We start from the raw sequence: 16,916 nt of genomic DNA on the forward strand, positions 1-16,916 counted from the left end.
AGTTCCAGTACCAGATGCGACCGGCGATCAGGAAGCGGCGGCGAGGACCTCGTCCAGCATGCTGGTGGCCTTCTCGTCGTCGGTGTTCTGGGCGAGCGACAGCTCGTCGACCAGAACGCGACGGGCGCGGGTCAGCATCCGCTTCTCGCCGGCCGACAGGCCACGATCCTGCTCGCGACGCCAGAGGTCGCGGACGATCTCGGCGACCTTGATGATGTCGCCCGAGATCAGCTTCTCCTGGTTCGCCTTGAACCGACGAGCCCAGTTGGTCGGCTCCTCGGTGTGCGGGGCCCGCAGAACCTGGAAGACCTGGTCGAGACCCTCCTGGCCGACCACATCACGAACACCCACGTACTCGAGCTTCGTCGAGGGAATCTGAACGGTCATGTCACCGTCGGCAACCTTGAGAACAAGGTATTCGATCTGCTCACCCTTGATGGTCCGGGTCACGATGTCTTCGACCCGAGCAGCACCGTGATGGGGGTAAACGACGGTGTCGCCAACTTTGAAATTCAATGTTCCTTGCCCCTTTCGAGTAGAGCCAGTCTAGCACGGGCGTTCCGAGGCACCCACCCAACGGTGCAGGTCAACGCGGTGAACGCGTTTCATGACAGGCTCTTTCGAGGTCGCGAGGGGTGCGCGGTGAGGCTTGGCTACCCCACCGGAGGCCCCGACGGACGACTTTCGCGGCAGGCCGTCGGCGACGCGTCGGCACCACTTGCCCGGGCCCCCGTCGGTCCGCCCGGCCACCCCGGGTCGGCGTCGCCGGACCGTCCCGGACACACGCGCGCCGAACCAATCGGGTACCCGGCCGGACTTTTCCGCACCACGCCCACTACGCTGCGTAGTGCAGGGTTTCGCGCGCTGCATGTCGGCTTCGTTTGACCTGGGAGGATCGGGTGTCAGTGCTTTCACTTTCCGCGCGGCGGTCGGCGGTTCGGCCATCTCGCATGGTGACCGCGGTTGCCGCGATCGGCATCGCCGTCGCCCTGGGTGTCACCGGGTGCGGCGCGGGTCAGATCTCGCAGACCGCCAATCAGCTGCCGGCGGTGAACGGCGCGAACGTCAACCTCGACGAGCTGCAGCTCCGCGACGTGCAGGTCCTGTACCCCGAGAACGACGCGTCCACGGTCTTCGGTGACGGCGGGCCGTTCGAACTCGCCTTCGTGATCGCCAATGCCGATCCCCTGGTCTACTACCGCCTCAAGGAGATCAAGCCCGAAGAGGGCCAGGTCACCTTCATCGAGGGCGCCGAGGCCGACGACCGCATCATCCCGCCCAACGGGGCCCTCCGCGGTGGCACTCCGGTCGGGGCCAATCCCGAGTTCGAGAAGCGCCTGAGCGTGAAGCTGGACAACACCGGCGACACGGTCGCTGCGGGTCTGACCACCGAGCTGACGTTCGTCTTCGAGAAGCGCGAGGCCGACGGCAGCTGGGTCGATGCCGGACAGACCACCGTCGACACCCCGGTCGACGGTGGCGCAGAGCTCGAACGCCAGGACGTGGCGCGCAACGCCGAGCCGACGTTCTACAACTAGCACCACGGCGACGAGGGCCACGCCGAAGAGGGCTCCGGTGCAGGCACCGGCGAACACGGCGCCGACGGTGAGGGCCACGGCGAAGGCGGCCACTAGAATCCCATGGTCTGCTCGACGAACGAGGCCCGGCACACGCCGGGCCTCGTTCGTCTTGTCGGTGGCTCCACCTAGGCTGACCGGGTGGCCAAACCCAAGTCCTCCTTCCGCTGCGCCGTTTGCGGCCATCAGGTCCCCAAATGGGTGGGCCGATGCCCCGAGTGCGGGGAGTGGGGCACGATCGGCGAGGTCACGGGCGTCCCGACGTCGTCACGGTCGACGGCCGCGGTCGCACCGTCGAGCCCGGCGCTGCGCATCACCGAGGTCGACGCCGAATCGTCGGCTGCGGTACCGACCGGCATCGGCGAGCTCGACCGGGTCCTCGGCCGCGGTGTCGTGCCGGGCTCGGTCATCCTGCTGGCCGGTGAGCCCGGCGTCGGCAAGTCCACGCTGCTGCTCGAGGCCGTCAAACACTGGGCCGGACAGGGCCGTACCGCGCTCTACATCACCGGTGAGGAGTCGGCCGGGCAGGTCCGCATGCGGGCCGAGCGCACCGGTGCGGTTCACCAGAATGTCTATCTGGCGGCGGAGACCGATCTCGCGACCATCCTCGGCCACGTCGACTCGGTGGCCCCCTCGCTCATGATCGTCGACTCGGTGCAGACACTCGTCGCATCGGGGGCCGACGGCGTCACCGGCGGGGTCACCCAGATCCGCGCCGTCACCACCGCCCTGGTCTCGCTGGCCAAGAATCGCGGGGTCGCGGTCATCCTGGTCGGTCACGTCACCAAGGAGGGCGCGGTGGCCGGGCCGCGGTCGCTCGAGCACCTCGTGGATGTCGTACTCGCCTTCGAGGGTGACCGGCATTCGACGCTGCGTATGGTCCGCGGCGTCAAGAACCGTTTCGGCGCAGCCGACGAGGTCGGGTGTTTCGAACAGCGCGACGACGGCATCCACCAGGTGCCCGACCCGTCGGGAATCTTTCTGCACCAGCGCGATTCAGACGTGAGCGGCAGCGCCACCCTGGTGACGATGGATGGCAAGCGTGCCCTCGTCGGCGAGGTCCAGGCGCTGGCGAACGGGACCGAGATGAACATCCCGCGGCGCGCGGTGTCCGGCCTGGACATGAATCGGGTCTCGATGGTCTTGGCCGTCCTGCAGGCACGCGGGGGCCTGAAGCAGATCGCGAAGAGCGAGGTCTATCTGTCCACCGTCGGCGGGATGCGGGTGACCGAGCCGGCCGCCGATCTCGCCATCGCTCTCGCCGTGTACTCGACGGTGAAGAATCAGCCCATCCCGCAGTCGACGGTCGTCATCGGCGAGGTCGGACTCGGCGGCGAGGTCCGACGCGTCTCGGCGGTCGCGCGCCGACTCGCCGAGGCGAAGCGACTCGGTTTCCGGGAGGCGATCATTCCGGCCGCCACGGACGAGGAACTGCCCACAGGCATTCGGATCCTGCGCGTCGCGAACATCGGCGACGCCGTCGGCCTCCGCGCGGCCGACCCGGTGGACGCCCCCTTCTGAGGCACGGATTCCTACGGATACATCCGCCGCTTGTACTCCTCGGCCCGGGCGCTCTTCTCGACGTGTTCGGCGAAGTGCTTGCGGACATCGATCGTCACGAAGATCGCGTGGGCACTGGCCACCGGCTTCTCCGGGTCCCCGATGTGGGCGACCGCTTCGGTGAAGATCTTCCGTCGCTGGCGGCCCAGCAGGTTGCCGTGGAACCGCAGCGTCGATCCCACCGGGATCGGGCGGATGTAGTCCACCTCGAGATGCACGGTCACGCCCGACGGTCCGACGAGGAGCGGGATGGTCCCCATCACCTCGTCGAAGGCAGTGCTCAAGATGCCGCCGTGGATCACGCCGGGACCGCCCTCCATCCGCGTCTCGACCTCCATCGATGCGTCGACGGTGAAGCCCTCGCCGGCATGGACGACCAGGTGCAGTCCCTGCGGTGAATCCGGCCCGCAGCCGAAGCACGTCGGGTTGTGCATCCGCACGGGTTCACCCGCCTTCGCCGCCTTCGGGTGGCGCTCCACCTCGTCCAGCTCGTCGGGCACCACAAAACTGCTGCTCTTCACACCCCGGTACCCTAGTCACATCGCAATGGCCGATGTCAGGGGGCATGTGGCCCGGTGGCGACGGCCGGTCGCCGCAGACAGGTCCGGAGAAGGGGAGACATGGTCGCCGAAGTGGTGAGATCCGAGCTGACGCGCGAGACGGTCGCGCGCGTCGCGCCCGGCACCGGGCTCCGCGACGGTCTCGAGCGCATCCTCCGCGGCGGCACCGGCGCCCTGATCGTGCTGGGACACGACTCCGACGTGGAGAAGATCTGCGACGGCGGTTTCCACCTCGACGTCGAATTCGCCCCCACCCGACTGCGCGAGCTGGCGAAGATGGACGGTGCGGTCGTGCTCTCGACCGACGGCAAGCGCATCGTGCGCGCCAACGTCCAGCTGGTCCCCGATCCCTCGATACCGACCGAGGAGTCCGGCACGCGCCATCGTGCGGCCGAACGAACCGCCATCCAGACCGGGCACCCGGTGATCTCGGTGAGCGCGTCGATGTCCATCGTCAGCGTGTACGTCGACGGGGCCCGCCGCGTCGTCGAGAGCCCGGACCCGATCCTGTCCCGAGCGAACGTCGCCCTGGCCACACTCGAGCGGTACAAGGCGCGGCTGGACGAGGTGATCTCGGCTCTGTCCCGTGCGGAGATCGAGGACTACGTGCTGCTGCGCGACGCCATGTCGACCGCGCAGCGGATGGAGATGGTCCGGCGCGTGTCGGTCGAGATCGAGGAGTACGTCCTCGAACTCGGCGTCAACGGCCGACAGGTCAGCCTGCAGCTCGAGGAACTGATCAGCGACAACGACACCATGCGCGAACTCCTCGTCCGCGACTACTACGCCAGTCCGGAACCGGCCACCGCCGAAGATGTCCGCCAGGCGCTCGAGGTCGTCGAGAACCTCAGCGACGCAGACCTTCTCGACCTGACCCTGCTGGCCGGCGCCTTCGGGTACCCGACCACCATCGAGGCCCAGGACACCGCGATGAGTCCTCGCGGTTACCGGCTGCTCGCCCGGATCTCACGCCTTCAGTTCGCGCACGTCGACCGGCTCGTCCGCAGCTTCGGCACGCTGCAGGCATTGCTCGCGAGTTCGTCGGCCGACCTGCAGGCGGTCGAGGGAATCGGCAGCATCTGGGCCCGCCACATCCGCGAAGGTCTGTCGCGGCTGGCCGAGACCAGTATCGAACGCTACGACTAGTCGCGGCTCGCTCAGGGCTCCTGAGCAGGCGCCACCATGTTGAACGTGATCGGGAACGACTCCCGCTCACCGATCTTGCCGATGGCCGAGTACGACCCGGCGGGCACCTGGGTCCGCGGACGCTCACAGCCGGGGCTGCTCGTGGTGCCCGACCAGGTGATGGTGTCCTTGACCTGCTGTGCGGGCTTGAGGACGACGTTGTTGACGGTGTTGAGCGGCGAGCAGTCGCGCGCCGACCAGAGTGTCCGGGTGCCGTCCAGGGTGCGCACGATCACGTTCTGGACGGCCTTGCCGACGTCGCGCGTGCACTCGGACAGACCGGCATTGGTGGTCACGATGGTGAACACCGGATTCTGCCCGATCGTGTAGGTCGGCTTGTCGGTGTACAGGACCACCGAGATCGCTTGGTCCGGGCACAGCGCGGGACCCGCGGCTCCTCCGGGAACTCCTGCGGGGCTTGCCGATTCGACGGGACTCGACGCGCCGGCGGGCGGTCCGGCGGGTGCACCCGAACCGCCGGCACCCCCGCCCGAGCCGCCACCGGCGTCCGGTTCGCCCGAGGCGCCACCGGCCTGCGGTTCCGAGGCGGGTGGTGCCGACGTCGTCGACGATGCCGACGAACTCGACGAGGCACTCTGCGTGGCCGCGGCGTTCTGGGGATCTCCGCTCCCCGACGTCATCCAGACGATCAATGCGACGACCAGACCGACCACGACCACCGCACCACCCACGGCGACGGCGCGGCGTCGCCAGTAGATCTCGGGTGGCAGCGGGCCCTGGGGTTCGATCACGCCCACCACGCTAACGGCCGGGTATTGACTTCCGGCTGATCACGTGCGGCGTGTCGCAGCCGAAAAACGGCCCGGAGCAGGCAAAGTCTAGAGTTCGCCTTCAGGCTCTGACCCGCCACCCCTGCCCCCTGAGGAGGCCCCGGAGCTTGCGGAGGGGCCGTCTCGAAGGGCCGGTGTCAGGCGGATTCGGCGGTCACCGCGGTGGGCGCCGGACGCTCGCCGATGTCGCCGTAGACGCCCTGGACGTTGACCTGCCCCTCGTTGAGCTGGTAGGTCAGGCCCACGATCGCCAGGCGGCCGGTGCTGATCCGGTCGGCGATGATGCGGCTGCGCTGCATGAGCAGCTGGCCGGTCTCGACCACGTGGCGGGCCTCGAACTCGTCGACTCGCGTCAACCCTTCACTGCGACCGGCGAGGATGCTGGGGGTCACACGCTCCACGACGTCACGGATGTAGCCACCGGGGATCTGCAGGTCGTCGAGCGCATCGAGAGTCGCCTTGACCGCGCCGCAGCTGTCGTGCCCGAGGATCACGATGAGCGGCACCTGCAGCACCTCGACGGCGTATTCGAGGGAGCCGAGAACAGCCGAATCGATCACGTGGCCGGCCGTCCGCACGACGAACATGTCGCCGAGTCCCTGATCGAAGATGATCTCGGCGGAGAGCCGCGAGTCCGCGCAGCCGAACAGCACGACGTGCGGATGCTGACCCCCGACGAGTCGCGCGCGGTCCTCGATACCCTGGCTGGGATGCTGAGATTCACCTGTCACAAATCGGTCGTTGCCGTCGCGCAGGATGCGCCACGCGTCCCGTGGTGTGTTTGCGGTCATGCCCAATAGTGTGCCACCGGGCCGTCTGCTCGGTTGGTTCGATACCCACGAACGAGATCTCCCCTGGCGCGATCCGTCCTGCACCGGCTGGCAGATCCTCATCAGCGAGATCATGTTGCAGCAGACCCCCGTGTCGAGGGTGGTCGAACCCTGGCAGGAGTGGGTACGGCGCTGGCCGGTCCCCTCGGCGATGGCCGCCGAACCGGCCGGCGAGGTCCTGCGCGCGTGGGGCAAGCTCGGTTACCCCCGTCGCGCGCTTCGTCTCCACGAGTGCGCGAAGGTGCTCGCCGCCGAGCACGGCGACCGCGTCCCCGACGACGTCGAGACGATGCTGACCCTGCCCGGGATCGGTGACTACACCGCCCGCGCGGTCGCCTGCTTCGCCTACGGTCAGGCCGTGCCGGTCGTGGACACGAACGTCCGGCGGGTCATCGTCCGCGCGGTCCATGGTCGGGAGCAGCCGGCGAACCCGTCGCGGCGGGATCTCGCCGACGCCGAGGCCCTGCTCCCCCGTTCCCCCGACGGCACCTACGCCGCGTCGGCCCCGCGCTTCTCGGCCGCACTGATGGAGCTGGGCGCTCTCGTCTGCACCGCCCGAAATCCGAAGTGCGACAACTGTCCTCTGGTCGACTGCACCTGGGTCGGACTCGGCCGGCCGGCCCATTCCGGGCCACCGCGCCGGGTGCAGAAGTTCGCCGGCACCGACCGTCAGGTACGCGGACTGCTCCTCGACGTCCTTCGCAACTCGAACGATTCGGTCGACCGCGCCGCGCTCGACGTCGTGTGGACCTCCGACTCCGCGCAGCGCGACCGTGCCCTGGACTCGCTTCTCGTGGACGGACTGGTGGAGATCACCGTCAGCGGCCGGTACTGCCTGGCCGGCGAGGCATGAGTCCGGTTCATCGGCGCTCGGACGACGATTCTGGGACGTCTGTCCAGGTCCGGGTTCGCGAACCCGCCACCGCGAACCCATAATTCGTGCCACGATCATTGACCAGTCGTTTGATCGTTCAGAGATAGTCTCCCACCGGGGTCACTTAGTTGCTAATGTCCCGGTCCATGAGTCAGCCGCCGTATCCCCCTGTCCCGCCACCGGACCCGCAGCAGCCGGGCGGCTTCCCCGGTCAGCAGCCGCCGCAGTACGGGCAGCAGCCACCGCAGCCGCCCCAGTACGGGCAGCAGCCTCCACAGCAGCCGCCGTACGGCCAGCAACCACCGCAGCAACCCCAGTACGGCCAGGCACCCCCGCCGCCGCCTCCCGGCGGCCCGCAGTACGGCGACGTCGGGGCCTACCCCGGAGCCCCCGACCCCTACGGCGCACCAGGCGATTCGGGCAAGATCGATGTGGGCACCGCGTTCTCGTGGGCTTTCGGCAAGTTCAAGAACAACATCGGCGCGATGATCCTGCCCGGACTCACCGTGTTCTTGCTGGGCGCGGTCGTCATCGCGCTCGCGATCTTCGGCGTGGCTCTCTTCAGTACGACCGAGACCACCGATCTCGGCGGCGGTTACACCTACGAGACGACCTCGCTGAGCGCCGGTGGAACCATCCTGATGATCCTCATCTACGCGCTGCTGTTCATCGGGCTGCTCTACATCCAGGCGAGCATCATCTCGGGCGCGGTCCGGGTCGCGAACGGTGAGCCGGTGACGGCGAAGTCGTTCCTCACCCCGATCCGGTTCGGCCCGGTCATCGGAACCGCGATCCTCGTCGGCATCATCACCGGGATCGGCTACGCGTTGTGCATCATCCCCGGCATCATCGCGATGTTCTTCCTGATGTTCTCGGTCGTCGCGACCATCGACAAGAGCCTCTCGCCGATCAACGCGATGAAGGCGTCCTTCGAACTGACCAAGTCGAAGGTCGGTGATTCGATCCTGACCCTGCTGGTCACCTACGCCATCAACCTCGTCGGCGTACTGGTCTGCTACGTGGGCCTGATCGTCGCGGCCCCGGTCGCGCAGCTGTTCCTCGTGCACTGCTGGCGTCGGCTCAACGGCGCCCCCATCGCGCCTGCCGACCCGACCTGATCCTCCCAACCCGATTCGGGGCGCACACGATTCGTCGTGTGCGCCCCGAATGTCGTTGTGCCAGGCGACGTTGTGCCAGGCGACGTTGTGCACCGGGGTGTCAGAGGTCGAGTCCGGAGAGAAATGCCTCGACCGCGCCGCGATAGACCTGCGGTGCGTCGTCGTGGACGAGATGCCCGGCGTCCGGCACGCGGATGTGGCGGGCATGGTCGTTCTCCGCGCACATCGTCCGCATCTGTCCGGGCGGGGTGACCCCGTGCTCGGCCTCGATCAGCAGCGTCGGTACGCCGACCGACCGCCACTGGGTCCAGAAGTCGCGCCGGCCCCATTCCTCGGCGATCGCGGCCCACAACGGAATCCGGCCGTGCAGCCGGCCGTCGTCGAAGGCCTCGAAGAAATAGCGTCCGGCAATCGGGCCGAACATCGCCACGGCCTCGGACTCCGACGCGAACCGCTCCGGCCAGGAATCGAACCACGGGGTCCAGTTCGACGTCGACCGGCCGCGGAAGTCGGGCGCCATGTCCTCCACGACCAGGGCGGCCACCAGTTCCGGGTACTCCGCCGCTGTGCACCATGCGTGCAGGGCCCCCATCGAGTGCCCGATGAGGACCGCGGGCCCGCGGTCGATCCAGGTGAGCACCTCGGCGAGGTCGGCGACGAACCGTTCGGTCGCGAGTTCGCGGTCGTCGCAGGGATCTTCGGCGTCGGCCCCGGTGTGGAAGGCGGCGTCGAAGGTGAACACCCGACCGTACCGGCGCAGCCAGGGGACCTGACGCCGCCATGTGCGGCCGCGGCCCATCAGGCCGTGCAGCAAGACGATGGGCGGCGACGTGCGCTCGAACGCACCGTGGGCGTCGTCGGCGAGGTCGGGGCCGCCGTGATCGCGGAGCCCGGTCTCCTGCGGAACCTCACCGTCGAACATGCCAGAACTGTAGTCGCAGAGGCGTGGTGACACCGACCGCCGGCGCTGGTGTCGACATCGGTGTCGACGTTCGCCCCGACCGTCCATGCGCGGCGCCTATGGTGGACGCATGTCTGTTGTGAAGATCAATGCCATCTCTGTCCCCGAGGGTGCCGGCCCCGAACTGGAGAAGCGATTCGCCAATCGCGCCCACTCGGTGGACGGTTCCAAGGGGTTCCTCGGATTCCAGCTGTTGCGGCCCGTCAAGGGCGACGACCGATACTTCGTCGTCACCGAATGGGAGTCCGAAGAGGATTTCCAGGCCTGGTCGGCGGGGCCGGCCCGCGAGGCACATTCCGGGGAGCGCGCCAAGCCGGTCGCCTCGGGCGCCGATCTGCTCGAGTTCGAAGTCGTGCTCGACGCGCGACCCAAAGCCTGAGACGAGCGGACCCTGACCGTGGATCCGGCGGCCGGCGAGGTCCTAGTAGAGCCGATGTTCCCGCTCGGCACCGCGTTGGTGCCGGGCGCGGAACTGCCGTTGCGCATCTTCGAGCCGCGCTATCGACAGATGCTGGACGACCACGTCGACACCTCGTCCGATCCGCCGACGATCCGGTTCGGGGTGGTGTTGATCGAGCGCGGTTCCGAGGTCGGCGGCGGTGAGTCACGATGCGAGGTCGGCACTCTGGCCCACGCCGAGATCACGGGCCGGCTGCCGGACGGCCGCGCGTCGCTGACCGCGATCGGCCGCCGCCGGTTCCGGGTCGAGGAGTGGCTGCCCGACGATCCGTATCCGCGCGCCCGCATCACGGTGTTGCCCGAGCGGACCCCGAGCCGCTCCGATCTGGCCCGTCTGCGCGACCTCGCCGAGCGACACCGTGAGCTGATCCGGCGGAAGTTCCGCGCCGCCGGTGAGGACCCCGAGCCGATCATCGCCGCCTTCGCCCTCATCGACTCCGATCCCCGGGCCGCGGACCTCTCGCCCATCCACCGGTGGGCGGCGCAGACGGCGGGACAGCCGCATGACCAGCAACGGATCCTCGAAGCCGACGACCCGTCCGACCAGATCGAGATCCTCGACGACGTCATGCAGGGGATGGAGGCCAGGGTGGCGTTCGGCAGTTCCTGACGACCACCCCTGGCATCAGAGTTAGAACGTGTTCTAGTATTGCGTGTGCCGTAGTTCACACCTGTCCGTCGGCGGCTGTCGGCCGCTCGCGCCCGGGCAGGACCCCGTCCTCTGAGGAGCACACGCGTAATGACCGAGACCGTGGAGTCCCAACCCGCCACTCTCACCGGCGGGGGCGAACAACCCCAGTTGCTCATCGGCGGCCGGTGGGTCGACCCCCATTCCACCGAGACCCTCGAGGTCCACTCCCCCGCCACCGGCGAACGCGTCGGTTCCGTACCGCTCGCCGACGCCACGGACGTCGACACCGCGGTTCGCACCGCACGCGCGGCCTTCGACTCCGGGGTCTGGAGTTCGACGCCGCCCGCACAGCGTGCCGACATCATCGCCAGGGTCGCCGACCTGATCGACGAGCGGGGAGACGAGATCACCGCGCTGGTCTCCGCCGAGATGGGCGCGCCGCCGAGCGCGATCAGCACCCTTCAGCAGCTCCCCGGCACCGGCGTGCTGCGCGCCTACGCGAACGCGGCCCGCAGCTACCAGTGGGAGGAGTACCGGACCGGACTGTTCGGGACGACCCGGATCACTCGCGAACCGGTCGGCGTGGTCGGCGCCATCTGCGCCTGGAACGTCCCGCTCTTCATCACCTGCAACAAGATGGGCGCCGCACTCGCCGCCGGGTGTTCCGTGGTGCTCAAGCCGGCACCAGAGACCCCGATGACCGGCAACTACGTGGCCCAGTTGTTCATCGAGGCCGGTGTTCCGGCGGAAGCGATCTCGGTGGTCACCGGCGGCACCGAGACCGGACAGGCCCTCGTCGCGCATCCCGACGTGGACAAGATCACCTTCACCGGCTCGACCGCGGCCGGCAAGGCGATCGGCGCGGCCTGTGCGCAGACGCTCAAGCGGTGTTCGCTCGAGTTGGGCGGCAAGTCGGCCGCCATCGTCCTCGACGACGTCGATCTCGCCGCGAACGCCTTCATGCTGACCTTCCTCGGCCTGTTCAACACCGGGCAGGCGTGCGTCGCGCAGACGCGAATCCTGGTGCCGCGCAGCCGGCAGGACGAGATCGTCGCCGCGATGGTCGATGCCGCCAAGGCGATGAAGGTCGGCTTGCCGTCCGATCCGGAGGCCCAGCTCGGACCCCTGATCACCGAGAACCAGCGGAACAAGGTCGAGGAGTACGTCGAACTCGGCAAGAAGGCCGGGGCCACCGCGGTTCTCGAGAGCGAGCGTCCCGAGGGACTCGACTCCGGCTACTTCCTCACCCCCACTATCTTCACCGGCGTCACCAATGACATGGCCATCGCGCAGGAGGAGATCTTCGGTCCCGTGCTGTCGGTCATCGCCTACGACGACGTCGACGAGGCCATCGCCATCGCCAACGACTCGAGCTACGGCCTCGCCGGCACGGTGTGGACGAACGACGTCGAGCGCGGCATCGAGATCTCCACCAAGATCCGCACCGGCACCTTCGGGATCAATTGGTACGCCATCGATCCCGAGTCACCGTTCGGCGGCTACAAGAACTCCGGCATCGGCCGCGAGAACGGCCGCGAAGGCCTCGAGTCCTTCCTCGAACACAAGTCGACGATGCTGCCGATGGGATACGAGGTATCCGAGAACTAGACCTCCCGAACTCTCACAGGGGGGAGCCGGGGCCGGACGACTTATGCGTCCGGCCCCGACTCTTTCCCGCTGGGTGAGGCCACTTCCTCGCTGGTTGAGCCGCACCGAAGCCACTTCCCCGCTGGTTGAGCCGCACCGAAGCCACTTTCCCGCTGGTTGAGCCGAACCGAAGCGACGTCCCCTCCGCTGGTTGAGCCGGCACCGAGCGGAGCGAGGCGCCGAGTCGAAACCACCCGGTGGCCCCGCTACGCCCGGTCGACGCTGCTCTCCCGGCCCACCAACTCGAGCACCTCTGCCGCACCGGTGTCGACCGGCGGCTGGTGGGTCACGACGACGACGATGCGGTCGGGTCCGAACAGGTCACGCTCGATCCCGAGGAGTCGGCGCAGCAACCGGTCGGAATCCGCCTCGTCGAGATGCTCGGTCGGCTCGTCGAGCAGGACGACCGGCGCGGGGTGGAGAAGTGCGCGGGCGAGGAGCAACCGGCGCCGCTGCCCGCCGCTCGTCGCATCGGCCCCACCGGCGAGGACGGTGTCGAGACCGTCGGGAAGCGTTGCAGCCCAGCGCTCGAGGCCGACGGCCACCAACGCGGAGCCGATCTCCTCGTCGGTGACATCCCCGCGGGCGACGCGCAGGTTCTCCCGGACCGTCGTCGAGAAGATGTGTGCCTCCTCGGCGAAATAGCAGGACGCCGAGCGTAACCCGACCGTCGATCGGTCGGCTTCGTCGACGGCGGCGACCTCACCCGCCACCGGCGGCAGCAGGCCCGCGAGGGTCAGCAGCAGGGTCGACTTCCCCACCCCGCTCGGGCCGGTGACGACCAGGCGCGAGCCCGGGTGCAGGTCGAGGTCCACACCTGTTGCCGGACCGAGGATCTCTCGGCCCGGGTGCCCCCAGCGCACTCCCGTGGCGGCCAGGCGCACCGGGGAGCGGTGGATGTCGGCGTCGGTCACCTCGGCGACACCGTCGGCACGCGCCCCGTCGACGAGCGCCATCACCCGAGCGGCACTCTGGCGGCTTCGTTCGATCTGTAGTCCGGCCTCGGTGAGCGGCGCGGTGGACTCGAACGCCGACAGCGGCAGCAGGACGAGCACACCGAGGATCATCGGCGTCAGCCCTTCCCCGGAACTCACCCCGGCGAGGGAACCCGTGGTCCCCGAGGCCAACTCGATGGCGATCGCACACGCTGCGAGGAGTGATGCCCCGAGCGCCAGCGGCGTCGCCGCTGCGGCGGACGCCTGCCACCGGATGCCGCGGTCGGTGGCGTCGAGGTGCCGGCGGTCGGCCGCGGCGGCCGCGGCCAGTGCACCCTGGCGTCGGCGTGCGACGACGAGCTCGGGCGCGTGCCACAGAGTTGTCGTGGCGGCCTCCGTCGCCTCGGACGCGGCGTGTGCGCCGTCCCGGATGGCCCGGGCACCACCGCGTGCGGCGAGCCAGGGTGCCACGGCGCCGCTGACGACCAGTGCGAGCGCGAGCACGACGGCGGCGGGCACCGACACCAGGGCCATCACCACCACCGCTGCAACCGATGTCGTCGCACCGACCCCGATCGGGATCAGGCCCCGGATGAGGGCGTTGCCGATCTCGTCGACGTCGTCCCCGGTCCGGTTGAGCAGCTCGCTCCGGCGCAGCGTGACCGAGTAGCCCGGTGACCCCGAGGCCAGCGCCGCGTACACCCGCTGACGCGCAGTGGCCATGGCCGCCAGGGCGAGATCGTGGGTCGCCAGCCGTTCGAGGTAGCGGAACACCCCGCGTGAGATGCCCAGCGCCCGGACCGCGGTGATGGCCACCGACAGATACAGCACCGGCGGCATCTGCCAGGCGCGGGTGATCAGCCAGGCCGACAGCGCCGCGAGGAACAGCGCCGACAGTGCACCGCCGACGCCGAGAGCGAGCGCGGCCAGAGTGGGACGCCACCGCAGACCGAGGAACCCCAGGGCCCGGATCAACGGATCATCGCGCATGATCCACCTCCGCGGCCGCGGCGCCGGACGTCATGCTCGCGGCCGACATGAAATCGACCGTCCGGTCCGCGTATTCGCGGGCGACGCCCCGGTGCGCGACCACGACCACCGTGTCTCCGGCACGAGCACGGTCGCGGAGCGCGGCCAACACGTCGCGTTCGGACGCCTCGTCGAGATGGGCGGTCGGTTCGTCGAGGAGGAGCAGGGGTGCCGGTGAGGCGAGGACGCGGGTCAGCGCAAGGCGCTGCCGCTGTCCCGCGGACAGTCCGACGCCACCCGTTCCGAGCACCGTGTCGAGCCGCTCGGGCAACTCGACGATCAGGTCTGCGAAACCGGTTGCCGCAGCGGCCGACTCGAAGGTCTCCCGATCCAACGAACCGAACAGTTCCAGGTTCTCGGCGACCGTGCCCGGCACGACGACCGGCTGCTGGGGCAGCCAGGCGATCTGTTCGTGCAGGGCAGCCGGGTCGGCCTGGGCGACCGGGGTGGACCCGATCAGCACCGACCCCTCGTCAGGGGTGAGCAGACCCATCATCGCCGCCAGCACCGTCGACTTCCCCGACCCGTTCGGCCCGGTGAACACGGTGAGCGAACCCGGTTCGATCGTCGCGCGAAGGCATTCCGGTGCCCACCCGTCGCGACCGTGGACCCCGACGTCGAGCACCGCGATCGGCTGCCCGGCAACGGTGACGCCCCGGCTCCCCGAGGCGGGCACCGCCTGGACCGACCCGACCGTCGCCGGCGCGATGAGTCCGAAGACCTGCTCGGCAGCGGTGAGGCCGTCCGCCGAGTTGTGGAACTGCATCCCGACGCGACGCAGCGGCAGGTATGCCTCGGGCGCCAGGATCAGCGCGAAAACACCTGCGTAGAGGGACATCTCGCCATACACCAGGCGCAGTCCGATACTCACCGCCACCAGTGCGACGCAGAGCGTGGCGAGCAGTTCCAGCACGGCCCCCGACAGGAACGCGACACGCAGTGAACTCATCGTGCTGCGGCGGTGCGCCTCACCGAGTTCACCGACGCGCTGCGCCGGGGCGCCGGCCCGGTTCAGCGCCCGCAGCGTCGGCAACCCCGCGACGAGGTCGAGGAGCTGCGCACTCAGCCGGCTCATCGCCGCCAGCTTGCGCGTGGTGCGATCTCGCGTCATCAGTCCGACGAGAACCATGAACAGCGGGATCAGCGGCAGGGTGACGAGGATGATCAGCGCCGAGGGCCAGTCGGCGAATGCGATGACCACCGTGACGACCGGGGTCAGGATGCCCGCGGCGACGAGGGCCGGCAGGTAGCCCGACAGGTACGGCCCCAGCGCGTCCAGTCCGCGCAGGAGGACGGTGCTCGCGTGTTCGCGGATCGCGGTCAGCGAGCGCGGCGAGGTGCGGGACGGATCGGTGAGGACGTCGAGGGCCTCGGCCCGCAATTCGGCGATCGCCCGCGCGGCGGCGCGGTGCGCGTACCGGTCGTGCCCGTAGGCCATCGCCGCCCGCAGCGCCAGGGCTCCGGTGAGCACCATGAGATGAGCCGCCTGCGCGGCCAACGACCGCGCTCCGGGCGACACGATCAGTTCGGACACGATGGAGGCCACCATCGCCGCCACCACGATGATCGCGATCACCTCGACAACCGCGAACGCCGAGGTGACCCCGATGTAGCGGCGGGTCGTCGGCGAATACCGCAGCAGCCGGGGATCGACCGGGGGCCCGGCGGTGCGACTCACTTGCTCGGGATTCGCAGCGATGGGAGTCCGGCCGGGTCCGGGATGTGCGCGACCGACAGCCGCTTGCGGAACACCCAGTAGGTCCAGGCCTGGTAGCCCATCACCACCGGGGTGATGAGCACAGCCGCCCACGTCATGATCGTGAGTGTGTAATCGCTCGACGCCGTGTTCTCGATGGTGAGGTTCCACTCCGGATTCAGGGTGGACGGAATCGCATTCGGGAACAAAACGGCGAACAGCGCGGCGACCGTGCCCGCGATCGCGATGCAGGTGAACAGGAAAGCGTAACCCTCCCGGCGGATCTGGGTGGCGATCACCATGCCCACCGCGGCGACGGCGGCGATGAGCACCGGAATCCACGTCCACGAGTTGCCATACGCGAACTGGGTCCACAGCAGGAACACGGCGGCCACGATCAGTGTCGGCCAGGCCAGCCGGGCGGCGTAGCGAGCGGAATCCTCCTGCAACACACCGGAGGTCTTCAGCGAGATGAACACCGCGCCGTGGGTGAGGAAGGCGAGCAGGGTGGTCGCACCGCCGAGGAGCGCGTACGGGTTGAGGAGGTTGAAGAACCCACCAGTGTACTGGGCGTCGGCGTCGATCGGCAACCCGCGCACGATGTTGGCGAACGCCACACCCCACAGGATCGCCGGAATCCATGACCCCAGGCCGATTCCGATGTCGCACCACATACGCCAGCGGGGATTGTTGATCTTGCCCCGCCACTCGATCGCGCACACCCGCACGATGAGGCCGATGAGGATCAGGAACAGGGGTAGGTAGAACGCACTGAACATGGTTGCGTACCAACCGCCGAAGGCGGCGAACAGCGCCGCACCCGCGGTGATTAGCCAGACCTCGTTGCCGTCCCAGACCGGGCCGATGGTGTTGAGGAGCGCGCGGCGCCGTTTGTCGGGATCGGCCTCCGGATCGCCGGCGGCCACCTTGTCGTCGCCACCGGTGTGACTCGATCCGAGGATCGGCATCAGCATTCCGACGCCGAAATCGAAGCCCTCCAGTACGAAATACCCGACGAACAGGAACGCGATGACCAGGAACCAGATTTCTTCGAGACTCATGA

Annotated in this window: 15 protein-coding genes and 1 pseudogene; 8 read left to right on the forward strand and 8 right to left on the reverse strand. The window is 68.8% G+C overall.

From position 1 onward, the window contains the following. Positions 1-27: 27 nt before the first annotated feature. Positions 28-516 carry a CarD family transcriptional regulator gene (locus AB4Z55_RS22915; RefSeq protein WP_004020903.1) on the reverse strand — a complete coding sequence of 163 codons (489 nt, stop codon included), beginning with the start codon at positions 514-516 and terminating at the stop codon, positions 28-30. A gap of 389 nt (positions 517-905) precedes the next feature. On the opposite strand from AB4Z55_RS22915, the pseudogene AB4Z55_RS22920 reads away from it, so the two are divergent. Together AB4Z55_RS22920 and radA are read left to right on the forward strand one after the other, a co-directional pair. Then, positions 906-1,535 (forward strand): annotated as a pseudogene (locus AB4Z55_RS22920) (hypothetical protein); the annotation flags it as partial. A 183-nt stretch (positions 1,536-1,718) separates the two neighbouring features. Beyond that, positions 1,719-3,098 carry a DNA repair protein RadA gene (gene radA, locus AB4Z55_RS22925; RefSeq protein WP_369520611.1) on the forward strand — a complete coding sequence of 460 codons (1,380 nt, stop codon included), beginning with the start codon at positions 1,719-1,721 and terminating at the stop codon, positions 3,096-3,098. Positions 3,099-3,109: 11 nt separating this feature from the next. Here the strand turns inward: radA and AB4Z55_RS22930 are convergent, their stop codons facing one another. Then, positions 3,110-3,640: a PaaI family thioesterase gene (locus AB4Z55_RS22930; RefSeq protein ID WP_369521051.1), complete on the reverse strand. Its 531-nt coding sequence runs from the start codon at positions 3,638-3,640 to the stop codon at positions 3,110-3,112. 117 nt (positions 3,641-3,757) lie between these two features. Between AB4Z55_RS22930 and disA the strand changes: the two genes are divergently transcribed. After that, a complete protein-coding gene (gene disA / locus AB4Z55_RS22935) occupies positions 3,758-4,843 on the forward strand; it encodes a DNA integrity scanning diadenylate cyclase DisA (protein WP_064569491.1) in 1,086 nt (361 codons plus the stop codon). An 11-nt stretch (positions 4,844-4,854) separates the two neighbouring features. Here disA and AB4Z55_RS22940 read toward each other — a convergent pair whose 3' ends face one another. Together AB4Z55_RS22940 and AB4Z55_RS22945 are read right to left on the reverse strand one after the other, a co-directional pair. Further along, complete coding sequence (locus AB4Z55_RS22940; protein WP_369520612.1) at positions 4,855-5,634, reverse strand: hypothetical protein; 780 nt, start codon at positions 5,632-5,634, stop codon at positions 4,855-4,857. A 176-nt stretch (positions 5,635-5,810) separates the two neighbouring features. Next, positions 5,811-6,464 (reverse strand): carbonic anhydrase, encoded by a 654-nt coding sequence (locus tag AB4Z55_RS22945; RefSeq protein ID WP_004020909.1) that lies wholly within the window; start codon positions 6,462-6,464, stop codon positions 5,811-5,813. Here AB4Z55_RS22945 and AB4Z55_RS22950 point away from each other — a divergent pair. Further along, positions 6,463-7,356, forward strand: a complete 894-nt coding sequence (locus AB4Z55_RS22950; protein WP_369520613.1) for an A/G-specific adenine glycosylase — start codon at positions 6,463-6,465, stop codon at positions 7,354-7,356. The two genes, AB4Z55_RS22945 and AB4Z55_RS22950, sit on opposite strands and share 2 nt — an antisense overlap. Before the next feature lie 167 nt (positions 7,357-7,523). Beyond that, positions 7,524-8,495 carry a hypothetical protein gene (locus AB4Z55_RS22955; protein WP_369520614.1) on the forward strand — a complete coding sequence of 324 codons (972 nt, stop codon included), beginning with the start codon at positions 7,524-7,526 and terminating at the stop codon, positions 8,493-8,495. Between the two features lie 100 nt (positions 8,496-8,595). Here the strand turns inward: AB4Z55_RS22955 and AB4Z55_RS22960 are convergent, their stop codons facing one another. Continuing rightward, on the reverse strand, positions 8,596-9,417 hold the full coding sequence (locus AB4Z55_RS22960) for an alpha/beta fold hydrolase (protein WP_369520615.1): 822 nt from the start codon (positions 9,415-9,417) through the stop codon (positions 8,596-8,598). A 109-nt stretch (positions 9,418-9,526) separates the two neighbouring features. Here AB4Z55_RS22960 and AB4Z55_RS22965 point away from each other — a divergent pair, with 109 nt between their 5' ends. The 3 genes from AB4Z55_RS22965 (at position 9,527) to AB4Z55_RS22975 (ending at position 12,154) form a co-directional block, all read left to right on the forward strand. Then, positions 9,527-9,835 carry an antibiotic biosynthesis monooxygenase gene (locus AB4Z55_RS22965; RefSeq protein ID WP_004020913.1) on the forward strand — a complete coding sequence of 103 codons (309 nt, stop codon included), beginning with the start codon at positions 9,527-9,529 and terminating at the stop codon, positions 9,833-9,835. Between the two features lie 54 nt (positions 9,836-9,889). Continuing rightward, the gene (locus AB4Z55_RS22970) at positions 9,890-10,525 is read left to right on the forward strand and encodes an LON peptidase substrate-binding domain-containing protein (RefSeq protein ID WP_180819413.1); all 636 of its coding nucleotides are present in this window, start codon (positions 9,890-9,892) and stop codon (positions 10,523-10,525) included. Between the two features lie 129 nt (positions 10,526-10,654). Then, the gene (locus AB4Z55_RS22975; protein ID WP_369520616.1) at positions 10,655-12,154 is read left to right on the forward strand and encodes an aldehyde dehydrogenase; all 1,500 of its coding nucleotides are present in this window, start codon (positions 10,655-10,657) and stop codon (positions 12,152-12,154) included. Between the two features lie 245 nt (positions 12,155-12,399). Here the strand turns inward: AB4Z55_RS22975 and cydC are convergent, their stop codons facing one another. Genes cydC through cydB form a run of 3 tightly spaced genes read right to left on the reverse strand, consistent with a single transcriptional unit; the run spans position 12,400 to position 16,914 of the window. Beyond that, the gene (cydC, locus tag AB4Z55_RS22980; RefSeq protein WP_369520617.1) at positions 12,400-14,118 is read right to left on the reverse strand and encodes a thiol reductant ABC exporter subunit CydC; all 1,719 of its coding nucleotides are present in this window, start codon (positions 14,116-14,118) and stop codon (positions 12,400-12,402) included. Continuing rightward, a complete protein-coding gene (gene cydD, locus AB4Z55_RS22985; protein ID WP_369520618.1) occupies positions 14,108-15,835 on the reverse strand; it encodes a thiol reductant ABC exporter subunit CydD in 1,728 nt (575 codons plus the stop codon). The genes cydC and cydD overlap by 11 nt, the downstream gene beginning before the upstream one ends. Beyond that, positions 15,832-16,914 carry a cytochrome d ubiquinol oxidase subunit II gene (gene cydB / locus AB4Z55_RS22990; protein ID WP_239400055.1) on the reverse strand — a complete coding sequence of 361 codons (1,083 nt, stop codon included), beginning with the start codon at positions 16,912-16,914 and terminating at the stop codon, positions 15,832-15,834. Before cydB ends, cydD begins: the two co-directional genes overlap by 4 nt. Between the last annotated feature and the right edge of the window lie 2 nt (positions 16,915-16,916).

Origin of the sequence: Gordonia sp. ABKF26, assembly GCF_041103195.1 — a bacterium.
GTDB lineage: Bacteria > Actinomycetota > Actinomycetes > Mycobacteriales > Mycobacteriaceae > Gordonia > Gordonia terrae.